The 15,755-nt window shown below is 57.7% G+C and carries 11 protein-coding genes; 4 read left to right on the top strand and 7 right to left on the bottom strand.

Features of this window, described 5'->3' with window-relative positions; genetic code table 11:
• Positions 1-505: 505 nt before the first annotated feature.
• Positions 506-880 carry a Crp/Fnr family transcriptional regulator gene (locus ACZ5C3_RS15780; protein WP_464031121.1) on the top strand — a complete coding sequence of 125 codons (375 nt, stop codon included), beginning with the start codon at positions 506-508 and terminating at the stop codon, positions 878-880.
• Positions 881-887: 7 nt separating this feature from the next.
• Positions 888-1,700 carry an MBL fold metallo-hydrolase gene (locus ACZ5C3_RS15775; protein WP_464031120.1) on the top strand — a complete coding sequence of 271 codons (813 nt, stop codon included), beginning with the start codon at positions 888-890 and terminating at the stop codon, positions 1,698-1,700.
• Positions 1,701-1,767: 67 nt separating this feature from the next.
• Here ACZ5C3_RS15775 and ACZ5C3_RS15770 read toward each other — a convergent pair whose 3' ends face one another.
• The 5 genes from ACZ5C3_RS15770 to ACZ5C3_RS15750 all read right to left on the bottom strand — a co-directional run bounded on the left by ACZ5C3_RS15770 (position 1,768) and on the right by ACZ5C3_RS15750 (position 12,897).
• Positions 1,768-2,598, bottom strand: coding sequence for an MBL fold metallo-hydrolase (locus ACZ5C3_RS15770; RefSeq protein WP_464031118.1), 831 nt, complete (start codon positions 2,596-2,598; stop codon positions 1,768-1,770).
• A 134-nt stretch (positions 2,599-2,732) separates the two neighbouring features.
• Positions 2,733-4,949, bottom strand: coding sequence for a CHASE2 domain-containing protein (locus tag ACZ5C3_RS15765; RefSeq protein ID WP_464031116.1), 2,217 nt, complete (start codon positions 4,947-4,949; stop codon positions 2,733-2,735).
• Positions 4,950-4,984: 35 nt separating this feature from the next.
• Entirely contained in the window at positions 4,985-6,382 is a 1,398-nt protein-coding gene (locus ACZ5C3_RS15760) for an HlyD family type I secretion periplasmic adaptor subunit (protein WP_464031114.1), read from the bottom strand.
• Positions 6,379-8,142 carry a type I secretion system permease/ATPase gene (locus ACZ5C3_RS15755; RefSeq protein WP_464031112.1) on the bottom strand — a complete coding sequence of 588 codons (1,764 nt, stop codon included), beginning with the start codon at positions 8,140-8,142 and terminating at the stop codon, positions 6,379-6,381. The genes ACZ5C3_RS15760 and ACZ5C3_RS15755 overlap by 4 nt, the downstream gene beginning before the upstream one ends.
• Before the next feature lie 147 nt (positions 8,143-8,289).
• Positions 8,290-12,897 carry a VCBS domain-containing protein gene (locus tag ACZ5C3_RS15750; RefSeq protein ID WP_464044146.1) on the bottom strand — a complete coding sequence of 1,536 codons (4,608 nt, stop codon included), beginning with the start codon at positions 12,895-12,897 and terminating at the stop codon, positions 8,290-8,292.
• 552 nt (positions 12,898-13,449) lie between these two features.
• On the opposite strand from ACZ5C3_RS15750, the gene ACZ5C3_RS15745 reads away from it, so the two are divergent.
• On the top strand, positions 13,450-14,307 hold the full coding sequence (locus ACZ5C3_RS15745) for a transglutaminase-like cysteine peptidase (protein ID WP_464031107.1): 858 nt from the start codon (positions 13,450-13,452) through the stop codon (positions 14,305-14,307).
• 33 nt (positions 14,308-14,340) lie between these two features.
• Here the strand turns inward: ACZ5C3_RS15745 and ACZ5C3_RS15740 are convergent, their stop codons facing one another.
• Positions 14,341-14,538 (bottom strand): hypothetical protein, encoded by a 198-nt coding sequence (locus tag ACZ5C3_RS15740; RefSeq protein ID WP_464031105.1) that lies wholly within the window; start codon positions 14,536-14,538, stop codon positions 14,341-14,343.
• Between the two features lie 233 nt (positions 14,539-14,771).
• On the opposite strand from ACZ5C3_RS15740, the gene ACZ5C3_RS15735 reads away from it, so the two are divergent.
• Positions 14,772-14,978 carry a hypothetical protein gene (locus ACZ5C3_RS15735; protein ID WP_424631378.1) on the top strand — a complete coding sequence of 69 codons (207 nt, stop codon included), beginning with the start codon at positions 14,772-14,774 and terminating at the stop codon, positions 14,976-14,978.
• 16 nt (positions 14,979-14,994) lie between these two features.
• On the opposite strand, the gene ACZ5C3_RS15730 is transcribed toward ACZ5C3_RS15735, so the two are convergent.
• The gene (locus ACZ5C3_RS15730; RefSeq protein WP_464031101.1) at positions 14,995-15,699 is read right to left on the bottom strand and encodes a ribonuclease activity regulator RraA; all 705 of its coding nucleotides are present in this window, start codon (positions 15,697-15,699) and stop codon (positions 14,995-14,997) included.
• Between the last annotated feature and the right edge of the window lie 56 nt (positions 15,700-15,755).

Below are 15,755 nucleotides of genomic sequence, written 5' to 3'. Positions count from 1 at the left end.
ATGCCGGTCCGCGCGTTTCCGAACAACGGTCCCTTGCATCAGGGGGATTATTTAAAGGCGAGAGGCCCTGACGGAAAATTTATGACCGTGAGCGAATAGCGCCGTACCTCACCTCGGTGCCCGGCTAAACGCCGGTATTTCATTCTGGCTATTGGAATTGTCATAATTCGTATGAATGCCGTCTCCTGGAATCATCGGACAGCCAGTGAATTTTCGGCAATGCAGAGCCTTGCGTGAGCTCAAGGTGGGCTCCCCCCGGGGGGTACGCGTCCGGTCGAAAGGGCCTATCAAATGGACCCCGCCGGGGCCGGAGTACTTTGAGCCGTTTGTTCGCCACCCCGCATGCCCGGGCATGCCCCTCATATACGGATAAGGTGGCTGTTTGGACCTACTCCGCTACAAGTCAGGACGGCGTCCCGCAGGCCAGTTAGCCTCTGCAGCATGTGAAATCATAGCGGAATTCGGCCGGGTGCTTTACGATTAGGCAAAGCCCGGGACGAGTTCCATGGCCATTGAAAAGTGCATCAATGAGTATGCAGCCTCGCAAGTCATCTTCGAGGAGGGCTCAGTTGGGCGTGAGCTGTTTGTGGTGCTGGCCGGCAGCGTCAATATTGTCAAAACGACTGGCGGCAGGCCGAACGTCATAGCCACCCTCGGCAAGGGTGAGTTTTTCGGGGAGATGGCTGTTATCGACGCCTCTCCCCGCTCTGCCACCGCCATTTCAGCCGAAGACCACACGCGGGTGATGCGGATCAATCATGCCCGCTTCGTCTTCCTTGTCAGTCAGCAACCAGCCTTTGCATTGATGATTATGGATGCTCTCAGCAAGCGCCTGCGAGCCTCCAACAACGCCAATTTCAAGCCAGTTGCTCTTGAGTAATCGCGAAATGAACACTCATCAGAGAGTCGAATTCGAGACATTACTCAACGAAGAATTCTTTTCCCTGACCAGAGCAGCGGAGGATGTTTATCAATTCCGCTTCAAAAGCCGCTCGGCCAACGCTTATCTCGTCCGAGGGGCATCGCGGACCGTCCTGCTCGATGTCGGGCTGGCCTCGACCTACCCCTACCTCGAACAAGGCCTTGCTCACCTCGCCTGCAAGCCCAAAGACCTGGACATGGTCATTCTGACCCATGAACACCTGGATCATATCGGTGCGGCGCACCTTTTTACGGGGCGCACGATCATCGCCACGCATCGTCTCGCGGCCAACAAGATCGCGCTTCGTGATGATTTCGCGATGCTGCGAAAGATGTTCAACGAGCCCAACGAGCCGATTCACATCGACATCTGGCTGGAAGAAGGCAACGTCATCGATCTCGGCAATTTCCAGCTCAGAGTTCTCTATACGCCTGGCCATACATCGGCGTGCATCAGCCTATTCGATCAAAACCGCGGGTTACTTTTTGCCGCTGATGCTTTGATGGCGGGCGGCGTCATGGGCGGGATCTTTGGTTCGGGCAGCATCAGCGACTACATCGGGTCGTTGGAGAAGCTGCGCGGTCTTGATGCAAAGCTCTTGTTGCCGGGCCACGGCCGCCTATCGGCTACGCCTCATGACGACATCGATCTGGCCATCGCCCGCTCCCGTGCGCTGCTGTCTGACACCGGTCAACTATTCGACGCTCTCGATGCCCGAGAGAATTTTGAACCGTTGATGCAATCGGTGCGGGATTTGAACAAACTGGACGACAGCTAGAGTGTTTTCGAGCGAGGTGGCTACCGGTTCGCAAAACAAGAACCTGTGCTATCGCTCCAGAGCGTGCCTAAACCTCGATCGACAGGCCTTCCTTGGCAACGATCGTTCCGGGACGCGCCTGATCGGAGGCGGCGGCAATTCGATCCATTTCAGCGTCGTCATGCTCCGGATCATGGTGAAACAGGCAGAGTTTCTCGACGCCGGCGGCGTCCGCCAGCTTCACCGTCTGCTGCCAGCTCGCATGTCCCCATCCTACATGATCGGGCAGTTCTGCGTTTGTGTATGCCGCATCTATGATCAGAAGCGAAACATCCTTGGCGAGCGCCAGCACGCCGGGATCGATTGTATCGTCGCTAAGCTCGGTGTCGGTGATGTAGGCGACTGCCCGCCCACCGTATTCGACGCGATACCCGGTCGCTCCGCCGGGATGTTTGAGCGGCGCCGTGTGCACCACGACACCGGGTCGCGGTTTTAAGCTCTCGCCAGGCTCAAAATCCGTGTACTCGATTTTTCCCTGCGCCATTTCGATTTCAATTGGAAACAGCGGATAGCTCATCAGCTTTCGCACCGTTTGCCTGACCCCGCCGGCCGGCTTCAGGTTGCCCGCCCACAGGCGAACACGGCTGCCCTTCTCGAAGACCGGAACGAAAAACGGCAGGCCGATGAGATGGTCGATGTGGCAATGGCTGAGAAACAGATCGATGTCAGCAATTCTGTCCTCCCGGTCCATCGCGTTGCCAAGCATCCGCAATCCTGAACCGGCATCGAAAACAAGGTGATGGTCACCGCATTGGATCTCGACGCATGACGTGTTGCCGCCATAACGCTGGGTATTCGGGCCGGGACACGGGATACTCCCGCGGACTCCCCAGAAATGTACGGACATTGTCATCGGCATCAAAACAACTCAAAAGAACCCGTCACGAGAATTGCACGTGTCCGTCACGTTCACCAGCATGATGCAGCCTGTCATTCACCAAAAAAACGCCTTGCGTGTGGTCGTTTCTGGAGATAGCGGCGGCAGCCTTGGTCTTACTTTGTGGTCAGTGCAAATACGCCATCCCAATCGTCGGGCGGAGGCGTTTCCCGGAACGCCGCGATCCGCTCGGAATAGAGATCAAACAAAGCTTTTAGACTGTTCGTTTCATCGGCAGTCCGGCCTTTCGCAATAGCCTCAAGCGCTCCGTCCCAATTCCGGCTGCGGTAGCACGACAACATTTCGATGGTCAGATTTCGCAGCCGCTGGAAGCCCGGGGACTTTGCCACGTCTTCCCGCCCCGCGATCGCGTAAATCACCTCAGGCTCCTTCTTGCCTTTCACCGTGATGAAATCGAGCTCGAGGATGGCAAATTTATCCTTGGCGACCAATGCGGTTTTCGATCCGGCAATGATGGGGACGCCATAGGACTTGGACTGCCCTTCCAGGCGTGACGCCAGGTTGACGGCGTCACCCAGCACCGAATAGTCGAAGCGCAGGTCGGATCCCATGTTGCCGACAACGCACGTGCCTGTATTCAGACCAATGCCGACGTTCATGGGAATGAACGGTTTCCCGGCTGCCTTGGCTTCCTGCTCACGCTCGACATTCAGCGCCTCGATACGCTCGATCATGTCGAGCGCGGCCTCGCACGCATTAATCTGATGCGCTTTGTCGTTCAGCGGGGCGTTCCAGAAAGCCATAATGGCGTCGCCCATGTATTTGTCGATGGTCCCCTTCCGATCAAGAATGGCGTTGGTGAGCGGCGTGAGAAACCGATTCATCAACGACGTCAGGCCCTGAGGATCGCTCTTGAAGGATTCCGAGATGCTGGTGAAGCCGCGAACATCGCTGAACATGATGGTCATGTCCCGCTCCTCGCCGCCCAGAACAAGCTTTTCCGGATTTTGCGCCAACTGCTCCACAAGCGCGGGCGACAAGTATTGGCCAAATGCCGAACGGATTCGGCGGCGTTGCGCCTGCTCTCTAAAATAGCTGCCAAAAACTAGAACGAGATAAATTGCCGTGCTCGACAGCAGCGGAAACGTGAAGTCGAGCAGAATTCGGTGCTGGGTATAAAAATACCACGATGTCGCGACCATGATACAGACGATAACTGCGCCGAAGGCGAGCAGCGCGAAAGCACTCAAGACCGGTGCGAGCCAGATAATCGCAATACCAAATAGAATGGCTGCGACAACCTCAGCGCCAATCGCTTTGTTTGGCTGGGATAACACTGATCGAGTCAGCGCACTCTCAAGGATCTGTGCGTGCACTTCGACGCCTGGCATCGCCGGGTCGATCGGGGTCGTCTTGATGTCAAGCAATCCCACCGCCGACGTACCAATGAGGATCAGCTTGCGGGAAATGACATCCGGGCCGATCCGCCCTTCCAGAACGTCCACTGCGGAGACGTATCGTGCGGGATCGTGACGATTGAAGTGAACCCAGAGTCGGCCATTTCGATCAGTCGGGAGTTCGAATCCTGGAACGGAAATGCTCTTCACGCCCAATTCGTCAGATTTGATGAGGATCGTGTCCGACTTCGTGACCACGCGCAGCATTTCGAAGGTCAAGGAGGACATCAATTCCCCCTGAGCTTGCATGACCATCGGGACGCGGCGAACAATGCCATCGCGCTCGGGCAAGATAGTGAACAATCCCCGGCCAGGGGCGGCTTCTTCAAGTACTGGGATATTTCGTAACAAGCCCAGGAACTCGAACAAGTAAGGACGCGGATTATTGCCGACCCACGCAAGGCCCGTCGCAGGAAGTTTGAGTTCAACCTGGGGCTTCGCCTTCGGAAGGCCCGTCTCACCAAGGACAACCGGCGACGTGCGTAACACGTCGGCGAGGACCTGATCGTTGTTTGGCAATGTGCGCAGCCTCGCGCGCGTGGGTTCATCAAGATTCGTGAACGTGTCCGCTGCAAGCGCTGGCGACAGGCGGTCCGGTTCGGCAAACACGATATCGAACGCGATGGCGGCTGCGCCGAGGTCCGTCAATTGTTTGACGAGATCGGCCACGCGCGTCCGTGGCCATGGCCATTGCCCGAGCTTGCCAAGGCTTTTCTCGTCGATATCGATGATGACAACCGGACGCTGCGTCGTTACGCGCGGCTGGAGGATCTGGTACATGTCAAAGGTACGGACACGCAATTCCTCCAGCGGCAGCGGGTCTGCCCCACGCAAGCCCAGAAACACGAACAACAGGAGAATGCACAGAAGCCGCGCGTAGCCAAAACGCCGCGCGTATCGCTTAAGCCGCTTCATTGCGTTCGAACCATGTCAGCCAGGGACCTGTCCTGTCACTTCTCGCGGAAGGCGCGCATGAGCTGATCGCTTAGCGGCTTCGCCAGATAGGATATCATGGTACGTTCGCCGGTCTGCACGAACGCTTCCACCGGCATTCCCGGAATGAGTTTAACATCGCCCAGCCGGGCGACTTCTTCGGGCGGCATAGACACCCTGATGGTGTAATAGCTCTGCCCTGTCCGCTGATCAGTCGTTGTATCAGGGGAAATGCGGCTGACTGTCCCGTTCAATTCAGGAGTCGTGCGCTGATTGAAGGCAGATAGCCGCAGCAGGGTCTTCTGCCCGATCTTCAATTGGTCGATGTCCTGCGGATTGACCTTGGCTTCCACGGACAGATTGTCCGTGTCTGGCACGATCATCATGATGGCGTCGCCCGCAGTGATGACGCCACCCACCGTGTGAACGGTCGATTGTAGCACCATGCCATCCTGTGGAGCGCGAATGTCGACGCGCCGCAATTGATCCTCGGCCGCGACCTTTCGTTCGACAAATTCACCGATTTTGTCGTTAATCTCCCGCATCTCCTTGGACACCTCACTGGAGAGATCCTTGTCGATCTGGATGATCTGCAATTCGGTTTCTGTGATTTTGCCTTTCGTCTGAGCTTTCTGCGCGATGAATTGCGCGCGATCGCCGTCGAGCCGCGCCGCGTCACGTTCAAGGGTGGTCAACCGCGAAAGCTGGACAAGATTTTTGGAGTACAAATCGCGGACGCCGACGAGCTCTTTTTGAATGAGATCGATCTCGCGGGATTTGGCGTTTTCCTGCGCGTCTAGCCCGGCGATCTCTTCCTTGAGCTGGCTGATACGCTCCTTGAGTTGGTTCTTTTGACCGACCCTGCTCGATGAGCGGACCTGAAATAATTTGATTTCGTTTCCGATTAGGTTCTGAACCTCCGGGTCGGCGAAAGATTCCATGAGCTGTGGAGGAAACGTGATCCGCTCTGCGCCATCTTGTTCGGCCAGAAGCCGCGCGCTGCGCGCCCAAAGACCGTTCAAGCTCTTCGTCACGATCGCAAGGCTTGATCTTGTAATGGTGTCGTCGAGGCGGACGAGAATATCGCCGGCCTTGACGCGATCACCGTCGCGCGCGCGGACTTCGCCGACCACCCCACCGGTCGGATGCTGCACTTTCTTGACGTTGGAATCGACGACGATCGAACCTGGCGCAATCAAAGCACCCGAGATCTGCGCGGTCGAAGCCCAACCGCCGAGTCCAAAGGTCAGCAACGCCACGACAGTGAGGCCTGCAATGAGATGCAGACGGATCGATTTTCGTGAGCCAGGCTGATCAAGGCTCTTGAAGATCGGGGTGTGCTCTAAAGGCGCAAATAACTTGCCCCAAAAGCTGCGGACTTTAGCTTCCGTTGTCACCAAGCTGGATCGCGTCATGACTTGGATCCTCCCGCTTCAGAGACGATCTTGATGGGAGGCGGCACCCCCACCGGTCGCTGCAGAACCTGACCGAGAATGGCTTCCTTCGGCCCAAAGGCTTGAGCCCGGCCTTCTTTGAGCACCAGAACGAGATCGACGCTCTCGATACCGACAGGGCGATGGGCAACCACAACCACAACCCCGCCCCGCGCACGCACGGATGAAATGGCGCGGTTCAGGGCAATGTCGCCGTCGCTGTCGAGATTTGAATTAGGTTCATCGAGCACAAGCAGAAACGGATTGCCGTAAAGCGCGCGGGCGAGCGCCACGCGTTGGGCCTGGCCCGCCGAAAGGACGCTGCCTTGGTCACCGATCTGGGTATCGTAACCGTCCCGCATGCTGATGATCAGATCGTGCACGCCGGCTTCTCTTGCCGCGGCGATAACCGTCTCGGAATCGGGATTGTCTTCAAAGCGCGAGATGTTCTGCGCGATCGTGCCCGCAAAGAGTTCGACGTCCTGCGGCAGATAGCCAATGTGGGAACCAAGGACCTCCGAGGACCATTGGTCGAGGGCGGCGCCATCCAGTCGAACCTTCCCGCGCGCGGGCTGCCATACGCCGACCAGTGCACGAACCAGAGAAGATTTTCCGGAGCCGCTGGGACCGATGACACCGACGCCCTGCCCGGCTTCGACGGTGAATGTCACATCCTGGACGACTACGCGTTGATCGCCGGGAGGTGCAATGGTGAGTCCTTCGACAGAGAGCTTGGCGTGTGGTGGCTCGAGCAAGGTTGGAACAGTCTGTTCAGGCATCTTGCTCAGCAGGCCGTTGAGCCGGTGCCAACTCTGTCGAGCCGCAACGAAACCTTTCCAGTGCGCGATGGCGAGATCCACGGGGGCCAGCGCGCGGGCGCTGAGAATAGAGCCCGCGATGATGATGCCTGCCGTTGCCTGCTGGTTGATCACAAGGTACGCGCCGACGCCGAGGACGGCGGATTGCAATGTCATCCGCATCACCTTGGCGATGGAACCTAGGCCGCCTGCCACGTCGCTTGCCCGTTGATTGCTGGCGAGGTAGTTACGATTGGATTCATCCCAATGCCGACCGACGCGGTCCGTCATTCCCATGGCAACCAGCACTTCGGCATTTCTCCGGCTGCCAAGCGCGAGTTCCTGTCGCCGCATGGCCAAGCCTGCGGACCGCTTCATGGGATCGTGACTGAGGTACTCGGTCAACACCGTCAGAGAAACCAGCAGCACGGCGCCGACCAGCGCGGTGATGCCGATGAGTGGATGAAAGGCAAAGCAGATCGCCAGGTAAAGCGGCAGCCATGGCAGATCGAACAGTGCCCCCGGCCCCATTCCCGACAGGAAGGAGCGGATGTTATCCAAGTCTCGCAGAGGCTGCAGACCTTCGCCGCGATTGCCGGCGATCAATGGCAAGCGCACCACAACGTCGTAAACGCGTTGGCTCACCATTTCGTCGAGGGTCGACCCGATCCGGATCAGAATGCGGCTGCGAAGAAGGTCGAGCACGCCTTGGACGACGTAGAGACCGCCGGCGAGAACGATCAGCCCGACCAGCGTCGGAATACTCCGGCTCGGCAACACCCGATCATAGACTTCGAGCATGAAGAACGAGCCGGTGAGATAGAGGACGTTGATGACCAGGCTCATCACGCCCACGCCGATGAATGCCGCGCGGCACGCACGCAATGCGCCGCCAAGCTCGGAGCGTGGCGTATGACCTGGAAGCGTGGATTGCGCAGCTTTCATCGACGAATACCTGAGACCATGCCGTCGGCATCCTGCTCGCGGAACGCTGTGGCTTAAAAAATGGATTTACCGACAGCCACTATGCCACCACTCTTACCCTGCGACGGCCGAGACTACCAGAATAGTTAATGCCGGGTGGCGTCCACGTCACACGGTATGAGGAATAATGAAATCGTTGGCGTGAAGATGCGCTGCGTTCACATTCTTCAGGAGAACGGTGTCCGTTCCATCCAGGTGAATGAGCGTGTCAGCGCCCTGCTGTTCGATGGCGCCGCTTGCGACCCATTCATTGAACCAATGAGGCTCGTTGGACGGCACGCTCGTCAGCCCGTTGAGCACAATCTTGTCTTGAGCCGTGTTGAAATTCGTAACGACGTCGTGTCCCGATCCGGATGAGAAAATAAAGTAGTCGCGCCCAGCGCCGCCGATGAGAACGTCGTTCTGGGTTGTGCCGGCAAGAGCAAGGGGCCCGTCATAATTACCCTGCCGGAAGATGAAATTGACGGAGTCGGATCCACCTTGGTCGTCCGTAACCTTGAAAGCCACGACGCCGACCGGAGAATGATCAGTCCGCGTATAATCGACACCATCCTCGAGCGCAGAGTTAATGGAAGCCGTGTCATAATCTCCGTTCGGTAACGAAACGCTTCCATGCCCGGAGATTGTCGTGACCGTGAAATGATCGCCGTCCACGTCTGAAACCGACAGGCCTGAGACCGTCGTATGTCCGTGGCTGGTGCTGATATGCACGTTGTCCGTATTGATCTTCGGAGCATCGTTGACGCCGTCCACCGTTACCGTGATCGACTGGTGAACGGTGTCAGATCCCGAAGAAACGTCGAAGTTAAACGTCGCGGTGACCTGCTGCCCGGCAGTAAGAAAGTCAAACGCCGCGCGGTCGTAAGTCACCGTGCCGTGCACTGCATCGATCGTAAAAAGATCGGCCAGCGTGCCATGGCCTGGGACCGGACCGGTCGCGGAACCAAACGCGAGGGTGTCGGCGACGTAGGGCACGTGCGCGTCGCTGGTATCGACATCCGTGATCGATACATGGTCTGCGATCGTCACCGTCACGGGTGCCGCGGTATCGCTCTCATGGACGGTGTCTGGATTCGTGACCGTGACAACGGGGGCGTCATTCGTCCCATGCACCGTTACCGTCACAGTTTGCTCGGTCCAGGCGCCATGATTATCGGTCACGCGGACTGTGAATGTCTCGTCGTAGTGCTCACCTGCCCCCAGCGATTGAACCAGTCCGGCGACACCGTCAGTGCCATTGGCCAGTGTATAGGTCCATTGGCCACTGCTCGCGTCGATCGCAAGAGAACCATACGTTCCGGCGTTCGACCCGACGATACTCCATGCCAGCGCCGCATCGTGATCAACGTCGTTCGCCGTCAATTGACCGACGGCCTTCAATGTCACGTCCTCGGTGACGTCCCCAAAGAGGTTCTCAACCGAACTTGTGGCGACGGGGGCATCGTTCGTGCCGGTCACATCGATCGTCAGCGTCGCGGACGATGTTGCGCCCGCGGCATCACGCATCGTGTATGTGAACACGTCACAGCCGTGCTCACCTTCCGCAAGAGCCTGGGTCGCCGGATTTTTATTATCGAGCAAATAGGTCCAGCTTCCATCAGCGGCAATGGTCACAGAGCCGTAGGTGCCGACGATGACGGTATCCACGCCACCGGAAAGTGGCTCCGCCGCTGTCCCGGCCGCGACGCCCTGCACCGCCTTGGTGTCACCGTTATCGACGTCAAAATCATTGGTGAGCACATTGCCGGTGGCCTGGCTTACGCCAAAAACGGGCTGCCCATGTGCATCCACGCCGGCTTCAACGATCGCAGGACCGACGTTAGTGTCGGTAGCGGCGACCGGCGAGGCATTGGCTTCCGGAGCGTCGTTACTGCCTGTGATGGCAATCGTCAGGGTCGTTGTCGACGTCGCCCCGTGGTTGTCGGAAACGGTGTAGCTGAACACGTCGTTGACACGCTCATCTTGCGCCAGCGCGTTTGTGAGCGGATTTTTATTGTCGAGCGTGTAAGTCCAACTGCCGTCGGCGTTCAACACTAGTGTGCCGTATTTACCGGTGATCGTCCCTGCACCATTGTGGAGCGCGCCCGTGGCCTCTCCCGCTCCGACGCCGATCACGCAATGCGTATCATTGATGTCGACATCGGTATCGTTGGCGAGAACGTTTCCGGTGGCCAAAGAATTGCCGGTGAAAGGACTGCCATCGACGTTGTTGCCGGCCTCAACTACGGCCGCGCCTTGGTTGACATCCGCAACCGCTTTCGGGCCGTCATTTGTACCGGTAATCACGACCGTGACGGGTTGTGTCGAACTGCCGCCGTGGCCGTCATCGACTTCCACATTGTAGGTGACGGTTAGCGTTTCGCCCTTCGCCAGGAAGTCGGCAAAACCGTCCGGCAATGCGAATGACCAGCCAACGTGTCCGGTCGCGCCATGCGCGCTATCGGTCAGAAGCGTGGTGGTAAGCGCCGTTGCCAATGCGGCCAATGTCGCGCTTGGTACTGTTCCGGCGGAGGAAGAGCCGCCCTCGCCGTTCGACTTTTGCCATGCGACGCTCGCGGTCGTCGTGGGCGATGTCGTGGAGTGCACATCGTTGAGGTCGACATCTGTAAAGTCGAGCGTTCCCGCAGTCTTCAGCGTCAGTACGCCTTCGTCGGACGTTGCGCCCCTGGTTTCTTTCAACACGTGAACGCAGTCATCCGCAGTGAGCACAGGCGCGTCGTTCGTGCCGGTCACTGTGATGGTGATGGTCTGGGAAGCGGATGCCCCGTGCGCATCGGTCACCACAATCGTGTAGATGATCTGGACTTGCTCACCTTCGGAGAGGAAATCGAACACATTGTCGGGTGCCGAAAACTTCGCGGTGACTTGACCGGCGTCAGACAACACTGTTCGCGAGACGCCGAGATTTGTATCGGCGCCGTCTGCAACGATCTTCAAATATGATTTAAGCGCGTTGCTGTCAGGCAGCTTGGACAGATCTGGCGTGGTCGAATGCGTCCCTGCGACCTTCGTGCTGACGCTGGCGGACAGCGTAAAGCTGTTGGCGACGTCGCTGTAATCTTCGTCTGTGAAGTTCAGCTGGATTGGAACAAGATGGGACGTCGATTGGCCGGTTTGATGCGCGGTCTCGCTGAATGACAGCGGCGTGTCGTTGACCGCGAATACCGGCGCATCGTTGTGCCCCGTGACCGTAAAGATCAGCGTTTGGGGAGCAGAATCCTGTCCCGACGCGCTGACGAATGTGAATTTGTAGACCGCGGTCTCACCTTCACCGAGAAATCTGAAGGCCTCCGGATCGTAGGTGACGATGCCTGTGGTGCGGTCGAGCGTGATCAGGTTCGGACTAAGCAGATAGGCAGTGTTAGATGAAATCGATGCAGGTCCGACAGTCTGGATGATGAGGCCGCTATTCGCAACGTATGGCACTGCCTGGTCGTAGAACACCGCGATGCCGATATCGGGATCAATGACCTTGACGTGGTCGCCGAGTTTGAAGCTGTGGGGACCAAGAACGTCCGTCGGCGACGCCTGCACGTCCGCTGCATTTGTCACCACGAAGATCGGAGGTGTATTCGTGTAGGTGACGGCAACGATGCTTGTCTTGCCGGTGTCCGGATTGGTGATCTGTTGGGTCAACGTGAGCGTCGGACGCCCGGTCGTCGGATCGAACGCATATTTGGGGATCGAATTATCCGGGACGCCGATATCGGTTCGCGGTCCTGTCTTGGTTGAGTTCGGCTTTGAATCGTCCGGATTGTAGTTCGGGAAGAACAGCTGGAAGACCTGCTGGATGAGAGCCTTCTCATGCTGCTGATCTTGCAGGGTCTTGGGTTGCTCCGTCGCCATCGCGGGTAGGCCAAGCCCCGTAGAGGTGACGAAGGTCACCTGCCCGGATTGTGACACCGTCCCGAGGAGTTGCCCGGTGCTTTTGTCGTAGAGATTGTATGAGCCGGTGTGTCCATCCGGTTCGACCAAAACAGAAAACTTGGTTGGCCCATCGTTCGCTGAAATTTCAACGAGAACCGCCGTGCCACGAATACCCATCGTCGCGACAGGCGTATCGACGCGCATGTTGCCGTTCTTGGCGGTCTGTCCGGCAACGAATGTGATCGTACCCTGGACAAGGCTGATCAGCGAAGAATTCGACGACCCATTGGGGTCGTAGATCATCTCGTTGATCACCATGCGCGCATTCGACGTCATGCCGAATGCGCTGCCATCAACAAGCGTCATGCCGATGGACGAATCCGATCCAGTTTGAACGACATCGCCCTTCTGGATGGCATCGCCAATGTGAAGCTCGACCGAGACGCCGTTGCGGATCACCGAGGCGCTGCCGGTCATTTTCATCACGTGCCCACACACCGCGGCCCCAGCTGGAGCCGCCGCCTGCGCGTACATGACGTGCCCGGTCATCGCATCCACGATGCTGCCGGAGAGTGTCGCGCCGTCTTTCGTTGCGAGCGAAGGACGGCTTTCTCCCTTGAAATAGTTTCCAACGACGAATTTCTGATCGGAGTTCGAGATGATCAGGTCGTTGCCGATGCGCTTGTAGTCGCCGGAGAACAGCAGATGCGCGTCCGGAATGACGACAGCGCTCGATGAATCGTGATTGAGCACAAAGCCCGGCTTGGAATCGAAATTGAACGTCTCGCCATCAGCCGATGCCGGCACACTGTGCGAGAGCCTCGCATCAACGTTTCCTGAAAAATTCACGGCGCCTGCCAGTCCAAAGAGTTAATACTTTAAAAATTTATAAGATGAACGATTTATAGCATCCCGCATCAGAACTTTAACAGTGAATTGCAGTATTCCACGACGTCAACCCGCTCTGTTGCGTAAAGGCACCGCACTAGATTTGTTAACCTTCGGTGAGGTCAGCGTAAATTCCGTGATTTCGCCGTGAGTTTTTTCGCGTGGCGAGCCTCGTCCAAGGAAAATTTCGGGCGTTTGAGGCTAGAATCGCCCTTCGAACGACGTTCCTGGGCCAGCAATTACTTTGCTATACTTAAAAATCTGCATGATGGCCTTGTCGGCGGTCGCTTTTATTCGGAGTTCAGGCTGTTCGGTCGGCTTCCGCGCCGTACTAGCCGTATCTAAAAGTTTAGCGAAAGCGGTCGGTAATCTTTCGCGCTATTTGAAGCAAATCAGCGTGATTCTCGCTTCGTTAAACGGCCTGAAAAAACTCCCGCGTAAACCCGTGTGACGAAATGATCCGGTCACGAGCGAGCAGCAACTGCAAGCCGATGTCTGGACACGGGGCGTCACATGTCGGTTTTGTTGTTTGCCTTGCGCGCGCGCGCTTGGGCTGTTGCGTTTGCTGTTGTGGCTTCTGTCGGGGCAGATCAAACTGTCGCCCGTGCAGAACGCGGCTTTGGAGCAGAACGGTCCGCTATCAGTCCCGGCAATTTTCAGGGCGAACCGTTCGGTCTGCTGACCGTTGCGCTTCCCGAAGGTCCTCTGGTTGCGAAGTGGCGCGATGCCGAGCGTGCCATCCATAGCGACATGAACATCATCGCGGATTGCCGTGCTGATGCTTCGAATTGCATCTCTCCCCCAGCACTCCGGTTTCTTCAAATCGTCAAAGCCGCTGCATCACGCGATGGATTGGCCCGATTGGGCGAGATCAACCGGGCGATTAATCTGGCCGTCCGGCCGGTCAGCGACCGCGTCCAATATGGCGTCGACGATCACTGGACCTCACCTCTTGCAACGCTCGCTGCCGGCGCCGGCGATTGCGAGGACTATGCGATTGCAAAGCTCATCGCGTTGCACGAGGCCGGCGTCCCTCGCGAAGACCTCCGTCTCATCATCATGCGCGAGAATGCAACCGGTGAGGATCATGCCGTGGTTGCCGCACGCGTCGATGGCCGTTGGCACATTCTCGACAACCGGTTTTTCGCGATGGTCGAGGACACCGAGATCAACAAATACAAACCGGTTTTCGCGATCGATGCGGAAGGCATCAAGCGCGTTCAGCAACCGGAAATTGCAGTTGCTATGCTCGGGGCGACTAGCTTCGAAACGAAGCCAGCCAGCCCTCAAGCAGACATAACCACATCAACAATTGCGCCCGCCTCCGCTGTGATGGAAGCGGACGACTCCTGGCACGCGCACGCGATGTGAACGTGTCTGTTCAGAACGAGATGTATTTCAGGCTCAGGTTTTGACGACCGCTCGGATCGACACAATCAAGGCTATTACGCAAACACAAATAAATATCAGGCCTGGATTATCACAGAGAATTGCACCCTGCTGACAGAGTTGGTCAGACAAATACCAACCCTGGTTTTTTGTAACACCAGCGAGCAGGAAAACGCCGGCCACGCCAACTAACACGAGAATGATTGGCTGCATCGGTCTTACTCCTTTCCGTGCGCGCCAACATTCGACCCTCAGACGTAAACCAATACTTTTCTCGATCTCAGAAACTCCGGCCCAACGCCGAAAAAACAAAATGTGTTGTGAGTTCCATTTTGTACTGGTCGGGCAGCGCCATACGAAAAACGCAAACCTCTCCAATCACTAAGTTCAATTCAGATCAGGAACGCGCTTCGCGACTGCGCGTTCTGTGCCCGGGAGGATTGCCCATGGCGACACGCATGCAACGGCTCGCGGAATTCAACGGACACGGTGAGCCGCCGCCGAATGAGTCCGTCCAATTGTTGTGCGAGGACAAAAGCGGCACCTATCAGCTGCCATTCCCCTGCCGCTGGGTGGATGGCGAATGGCGTAACAGCGAATCCGGAAGCCGCGTCGAAGCCGCCGTCGTAGGATGGCGGCGGGCCCAGTTTTGAGCCCGCCTTCGGTCGTTTATTTTTTGCCCTTTGAGGCTGCGTAGCGGGCTTTGGTTTCCGCGTTCATTGGATACAGACCTGGCAGTTCAGCGCCGTTATTGACCTCGTTGACGATCCAGGCCTCGGATGCTTCCTGCTCCGGGCCCTCTGTGAGCACGTGATCCAGGAACGCCTGCGGGATCAGGACGGCACCGTCCTTGTCGGCAACAACCACGTCGTCTGGGAAGACCGCGACGCCGCCGCAGCCGATCGGCTCGCCCCAATTGACGAAGGTCAGGCCAGCCACTGACGGCGGCGCAGCAGCGCCGTCGCACCATACCGGTAGTCCCGTTCCCAGAACGCCTTCCACGTCGCGCACGACGCCATCGGTCACGAGGGCCGTGACGCCCCGCTTGACCATGCGGGCGCAAAGGATGTCACCGAAGACGCCTGCATCCGTGATGCCCATGGCATCGATCACCGCGATGCAACCGGCCGGCATCGCCTCAATGGCCGTGCGGGTCGAAATTGGCTTCGACCAGGATTCCGGCGTCGCCAGATCCTCGCGGGCCGGCACAAAACGCAAGGTGAAGGCTGGACCGACAAGCCGTTCTTGCCCCGCCACCAGCGGACGCGTGCCGCGCATCCAGATGTTGCGAAGGCCTTTTTTGAGGAGAACGGTTGTGATGGTGGCCGTCGAGATTTGCTTCAGGATCTCGATGGCTTGGGGCGTCAGCGGCATATCGTAAACTCCAAGGAATTATCGGCGATTGATCGGGGCTCTTCTTGCCAAAGCGA

This window comes from Afipia dichlorophenoxyacetatis (assembly GCF_055386385.1).
The sequence above is the reverse complement of the archived record's forward strand: the minus strand, read 5'-3'. Positions and strand labels throughout refer to the sequence as shown.

What these genes read in the sequence shown, in the direction of transcription:
- ACZ5C3_RS15760 (WP_464031114.1), bottom strand. Translation starts at nt 6,382, where the DNA reads ATGACGCGATCCAGCTTGGTGACAACGGAAGCTAAAGTCCGCAGCTTT.
- ACZ5C3_RS15735 (WP_424631378.1), top strand. Translation starts at nt 14,772, where the DNA reads ATGGCGACACGCATGCAACGGCTCGCGGAATTCAACGGACACGGTGAG.
- ACZ5C3_RS15755 (WP_464031112.1), bottom strand. Translation starts at nt 8,142, where the DNA reads ATGAAAGCTGCGCAATCCACGCTTCCAGGTCATACGCCACGCTCCGAG.
- ACZ5C3_RS15775 (WP_464031120.1), top strand. Translation starts at nt 888, where the DNA reads ATGAACACTCATCAGAGAGTCGAATTCGAGACATTACTCAACGAAGAA.
- ACZ5C3_RS15740 (WP_464031105.1), bottom strand. Translation starts at nt 14,538, where the DNA reads ATGCAGCCAATCATTCTCGTGTTAGTTGGCGTGGCCGGCGTTTTCCTG.
- ACZ5C3_RS15770 (WP_464031118.1), bottom strand. Translation starts at nt 2,598, where the DNA reads ATGCCGATGACAATGTCCGTACATTTCTGGGGAGTCCGCGGGAGTATC.
- ACZ5C3_RS15730 (WP_464031101.1), bottom strand. Translation starts at nt 15,699, where the DNA reads ATGCCGCTGACGCCCCAAGCCATCGAGATCCTGAAGCAAATCTCGACG.
- ACZ5C3_RS15780 (WP_464031121.1), top strand. Translation starts at nt 506, where the DNA reads ATGGCCATTGAAAAGTGCATCAATGAGTATGCAGCCTCGCAAGTCATC.
- ACZ5C3_RS15745 (WP_464031107.1), top strand. Translation starts at nt 13,450, where the DNA reads ATGTCGGTTTTGTTGTTTGCCTTGCGCGCGCGCGCTTGGGCTGTTGCG.
- ACZ5C3_RS15765 (WP_464031116.1), bottom strand. Translation starts at nt 4,949, where the DNA reads ATGAAGCGGCTTAAGCGATACGCGCGGCGTTTTGGCTACGCGCGGCTT.